The 5,267-nt window shown below is 73.6% G+C and carries 4 protein-coding genes and 1 pseudogene; 2 read left to right on the forward strand and 3 right to left on the reverse strand.

The window, feature by feature from the left end; translation table 11 throughout:
• Window positions 1-352 (reverse strand): annotated as a pseudogene (locus RMT89_RS39625) (hypothetical protein); the annotation flags it as partial.
• Window positions 349-927, reverse strand: a complete 579-nt coding sequence (locus tag RMT89_RS39630; protein WP_315888602.1) for a TetR/AcrR family transcriptional regulator — start codon at window positions 925-927, stop codon at window positions 349-351. The pseudogene RMT89_RS39625 and the gene RMT89_RS39630, both read right to left, overlap by 4 nt.
• A gap of 82 nt (window positions 928-1,009) precedes the next feature.
• On the opposite strand from RMT89_RS39630, the gene RMT89_RS39635 reads away from it, so the two are divergent.
• Window positions 1,010-1,450 (forward strand): PPOX class F420-dependent oxidoreductase, encoded by a 441-nt coding sequence (locus RMT89_RS39635; RefSeq protein ID WP_315888605.1) that lies wholly within the window; start codon window positions 1,010-1,012, stop codon window positions 1,448-1,450.
• Window positions 1,451-1,768: 318 nt separating this feature from the next.
• On the forward strand, window positions 1,769-3,868 hold the full coding sequence (locus RMT89_RS39645) for a tetratricopeptide repeat protein (protein WP_315888603.1): 2,100 nt from the start codon (window positions 1,769-1,771) through the stop codon (window positions 3,866-3,868).
• Here RMT89_RS39645 and RMT89_RS39650 read toward each other — a convergent pair.
• Window positions 3,855-5,174, reverse strand: coding sequence for a hypothetical protein (locus RMT89_RS39650; protein ID WP_315888604.1), 1,320 nt, complete (start codon window positions 5,172-5,174; stop codon window positions 3,855-3,857). The genes RMT89_RS39645 and RMT89_RS39650 overlap by 14 nt on opposite strands.
• Window positions 5,175-5,267 lie beyond the last annotated feature (93 nt).

The following is a 5,267-nucleotide window of genomic DNA, read 5'->3' on the forward strand; positions in this document are numbered from 1 at the left end:
GGTGCCCGATCCGGTGGCCGAGCCGTCCGCCGGACTGCCGTCGGTGCCCGATCCGGTGGCCGAGCCGTCCGCCGGACAGCCGTCGGTGCCCGATCCGGTGGCCGAGCCGTCCGCCGAACTGCCGTCGGTGCCCGATCCGGTGGCCGAGCCGTCCGCCGGACAGCCGGCGGTGCCCGATCACCAACAGGCTTGCCACGGCGACGAGATAGCCGGTACCGGTCCACTGGATCTGCGCGTGGGACGCGCCCAGGTCACGCTGGAGGGCGGGCTGCGCGATGGTGAGGACGGTGCCGTCGAGGGCGACGATCACCGCACCGGCCACGCTCGCGGTCAGGGTCAGACGCGGGTTCACTCCCCGTCCGGCCCGAGGTAGATGTCCAGCACCGAGCCCACCATGCGGCCGAAGTCATCGCTGCCGACGGCCAGTTGAAGGCTGCCCCAGCCCCACAGCTGGCCGACGCCGTGCAGATTCGCCCACAGGGCACCGCCGACGAGCCGGGCATCGGCATCGGGCCGGACCCGGCCGACCAGCTCCACCAGGCGTCCGAACGAGGGGGGGCTGTGGTCACCCAGCCCCAAGTAGCCGCTCTTCAGAAGATCGTGACGGAACATCAGCTCGTACATGCCGGGGTTGTCCACCGCGAACCGGAGGTAGGCGTCGGCCAGCGCCGCCAGCTGGGCGCGCGGACCGCCGGGGTGGTCGTCGACGGCCCGCGTCGCCCGGTCCGCGAGGTCGATGAAGCCGCGGCGCGCGATGGCGGACAGCAGCTCCAGATGGGTGGGGAAGTAGCGGCGCGGGGCCCCGTGCGAGACCCCCGCGCGGCGGGCGATCTCCCTCAGGGTGAGCGCCTGAACGCCCTCCTGGGCGACGAGTTCCACGCCCACGCCGACCAGTCGGTCCCGTAGTCCTGCCTCGGATTCCTGCATACGCTGTGTCTACCATCGATGAGTAGACACTGTCTACGAGTGGGGCGGGGAATGTGCGATGCGCCCCACCCGTTATGAGGACATGACTCAGGACCGGACCGAAGAGGCCTTGCTCCAGCTGCTCTCCGAGGGGCACGGCGGTGTGCTGGTGACCCTCAAGCGCGACGGCCGCCCCCAGCTGTCGAACGTCACCCACGCCTACTACCCGGACGAGCGGACCATCCGGATCTCGATCACGGACGACCGCGCCAAGACCCGCAATCTGCGCCGGGATCCACGGGCGTCGTACCACGTGACCAGCTCCGACCGCTGGGCGTACACCGTCGCCGAGGGCACCGCCGACCTCACGCCCGTCGCCAAGGACCCGCACGACGACACGGTCGAGGAACTCATCCGCCTGTACCGCGACGTCCAGGGCGAACACCCCGACTGGGACGACTTCCGCGCCGCGATGGTCCGGGACGGCCGACTGGTGCTGCGGCTGCGGGTCGAGCGGGCGTACGGGGTGCCGAAGCGCGGCTGACCCCGCTCCAGCGTGGAACCCGTGCCTCCGCGAGCACGGGCACCAGCAGCACCAGCACCAGCACCAGCACACTCCACGGGAACGCGGGCGCGCCGTACAGGCCGAGCAGGACCCCGCCGCCGACTCCGCCGCCGGCCATCGCCGCGTTCCACCGGGTGACCAGCATGGCCTGCGCCGCGTCCGCCGCGTAGACCAGGAGCGGCTGGTCGGCGAACCCCGTCGGCACGACGCTCGCTTGCGTCGCCAGTGCGCGGTGACGTCATCTCGCTTTCGCGCCACTAGAGTTGGGGTCGGCCTGGACGGGGGAGTGTGCTGAGCATGATGGATCTGATTTCGGTGGGCGCGATCAGTGCCGTGCTCGGGGCGGTCGGATCCGGGATGGGCAGTGAAGCAGGCCGCTGGGTCTGGGAGTCCACGGGCGGTCTCGTCCGCCGTATCACCGGCCGCGAGGTGGCCGCGCCCACGACGCCCGGCGAGCGGGACGAGGTGGCCCGGCTCGTGCACGCGGGGGTGCAGGTCGATCCACAGCTGGCCCGGGACTGGCTGCTGCTCGCCCGTAGTGTCCCGTCGCCGGGAGCCATCCCTGCGCAGCGGCCGCAACTGCCCAGCGCACCGCGCTACTTCACGGACCGTCAGCAGGCCATGAAGCTCCTCGACAAGGAAGCCGCCCGTGCCTTCGACGGACGCCCACGGCTCGCCCTGCTCCACGGCCCCGAGGGCATCGGCACCACCACCCTCGCCTGCCACTGGGGCTGGCGGCAGACGGCCCGCTTCCCCGACGGCCAGCTCTACGCCGATCTGCGCGCCCGCACACCCGAAGCGGTCCTCGGCGCACTCCTGCGTCGACTCGGGCTGCCGGACGAGGAGATACCCCCGGCCGCCGTCGACCGCGCCGACCTGTTCCGGCGCTTTCTCGCCGACCGGCGGCTGCTGCTGGTCCTCGATCACGTCGAGTCCGTCGCCCAGACGCGGCCCCTGCTGGCCCCGGCGCCGGACGTGTTCACGATCGTCGTCGCCCCCGGCGCTCTCGTGGGACTCGGCGCCCTCCAGATCCCGGTCGGACCGCTGACCCGGCGCGACGCGACCCAGATGCTGAAACGGCTGGTCGGCCCGCCGGCGGTCACCGCGGCCCGCGCCGCCCTGCCGGGCGTCCTCGACCGCTGCGCCGGACGGCCCTACGCCCTGCACGCCGCCGCCCTCCAGCTGGCGGCGGCCCCGACCGAGCCGACGGAGGAGCCCACCGTGCCCGACGACGACCCGGTCCGCGCGGCGGCGGAAGCCTCCTACCGCCGGCTCACCCCCGGTGCCGCCCGCCTCTACCGGCTCGCGGGCCTGCGTGACTGGCCCGCCCTCGACCCGGCGGCGGCCGCACACGCGGCGGACCTCGACCGCTCCCTGGCCGCCGGTCACCTGGAGGAACTCGCCGAGGCCCTGCTCGTCGAGCGCACCGAAAGCGGCCGCTACCGCTACCGCCCCTCCGTCCGCGCCCACGCCGAGCGTACGGCGGCCGCTGTCGACGGCATCGCTGCCTGCTCGGCGGCTGTCACCCGGGTCATCGAGGGCTACCGGGGCCTGGCGGTCGGCGCGGCCCGGGCGGCCCTTCCGCAGAGCTGGCGGGTCCCCGCGGCGCACGCGTCGGTGGCCTACCCGGATCCGGGTACGGCCGTCGCCGCCCTTGCCGCCGAGGCGCCCAACCTCGTCGAAGCCGTACGCGCGGCCGAGGAGTTCAGCGACCGGGACACCGCCGTTCTGCTCTGCCAGGCCCTGTGGCCGCTCCAGCTCAAGGCCGGGCACCACGAAGTCCTGCTGCCCGCCCTGCGGGCCGGGGCCCGTATCGCGGACGACCACTTCCCCGGCACCCGGACAGCGGGCGCCCTGCACTTCCAACTCGCTCACTGCCTGATGGAGTTGACCCGCTGGGAGGAGGCGGAGCCCGAGGCCCGCGCCGCCGCGCGAGAGGAACAGGCGGCCCGGCACGTCCGTGGCCATGCCTCCGCGGTCGAGTTGCTCGGCCTGCTGCGGATGCGGCAGTGGCGCTTCGAGGAGGCCTACGCCCGCTTCGAGGAGGCGGCCCGCGTCTACGACACCATCGGCCCCGAAGACGAGGACAGCAACGATCTCCCGCGTGCCCGTGCCCTGTTGGCACGTCACCAGGGCCGTGCCCTGGGCCACCTCGGACGCCGGGCGGAGTCGGTGGAGCATCTGGACGGGGCCCTGCGCTTCTTCCGGGACAGCGGCGAGGCCTACAACACCGCCCGCACCCTGACCGACCTCGCCGAAACCCACCTGGACGGCGGCGCGCCGGGCACCGCACTCCCGTTGATCGACGAAGCACTCGCGGCGCTCCAGCAGGAGCATGCCGAGCACCACGTGGCCTGGCTGCGGTCGCTCCGGGAGCGATGCCTCAGAGCGGAGTGACGGTCACGGCGTGCGCGGTGGCGCCGGTACGGACCGTCAGACCCCGGCCGTACAGCTCCGCCGGTGACTTGCCGGAGGACAGCCATGCGTGCAGGGCCGAGGCGTACACGGCTGGGTCGGCGTCGGACGTCGAATCCAGGCGTACGAGTGCTCCGGCGCGGGTGCGCACGACACAGGTGCCGGGGCCGGTGACGTAGGCGGCGAGTGCGCAGTGCGGGTGCCGTTGGAGAACCTCGGCCGCCCACTCGGCCGGTGGGCCGAGGCGAGGGTCATGGGGCTCGCCGTGCCGGAACACCACGTCGGCGAGGGCGAGTTGGTCCGTCTCCCGCGTGTCCTCGGGTACGGCCGTGTGCGCCGCGTCCGTTCCGTAGGGCGCCGGATGCGGGCCCGCGTACCGGGTGACCGTCACCTCGTCCGAGCCAGGCAGTCCGGAAAGCCCAGTGAGCACGGTGAGCGGCACGGTGTGCGCGGCGGGTTCGTACGGCGGCAACGGGAGTGGTTCCAGACGCGCGGGCTCCTCGGGTTCCGGGATGCCGATCAGGTCGTAGAAGAGGCGCCTCAGACGTGCCGCCGACTCGAGCGGGGCGGAGCTGACGAACTCGGCTGGCTCCGGGGGCGGTTGATGCTGAGAGAGCAGCGTCTCCACCTGCGCGCGCAGCGGGAGGGCTGGGTCCAGGCGTGGTGCCGTGCGGACGAAGGCGTGGACCGGGGCGTCCGGGGCGAGGCCGGACAGGGGCGCCGCGCCGAGGAGTACGGGGGTGCCGAGGGCGGCGGCGTAGTAGGTGACCGAGCCGTGGTCGCCGATCACCGCGTCGGCCGAGATCAGGGCCTGCCGCCAGCCGTGCAGGGGATCGACCAGCGCGAGTCCGGCACGCCGGGCCCGGTCGAGCCAGGCGCGGATCTGGCCGGGGCCGTGTCCGTGCCAGATGTTGGGGTGCAACACGGCCGCCAGCCGGTACTCGTCCGCCGGGAACTCCGAGGTCAGCCGGGGCAGCAGGGCGGGCAGGACGTCATCGCCGCCGTCGCCGAAGAGCGACTCGGGGTTCCAGGTGGAGTTGAGGACCACCAGGCGCCGCCCCCGGCCCACACCCAGGGCGCGGCGGAAGCGCTCGCGGTACGGCCGGGCCGCCAGGATGCGGTCCCAGCAGGGGTCTCCGGCGAGTACGGCGGTCGGCGCGGCCTCGGGGCAGGCGGCCCGCAGTCGCTCGTACTGCTCGGGGTGGGACAGCACCAGCGCGTCCGCGATCGGTCTCCCGAACGCGTCGAGCAGCCACTCCGGTGACAACCCGAAGACCGGCTCCGACACCGCGCGCCCCCCGCCCGGTGTCGGGTGTCGGGTGTCGGGTGTCGGGTGTCGGGTGTCGGGTGTCGGGTGTCGGGTGTCGGGTGTCGGGTGTCG

The organism is Streptomyces sp. P17 (assembly GCF_032436805.1).
Lineage (GTDB): Bacteria > Actinomycetota > Actinomycetes > Streptomycetales > Streptomycetaceae > Streptomyces.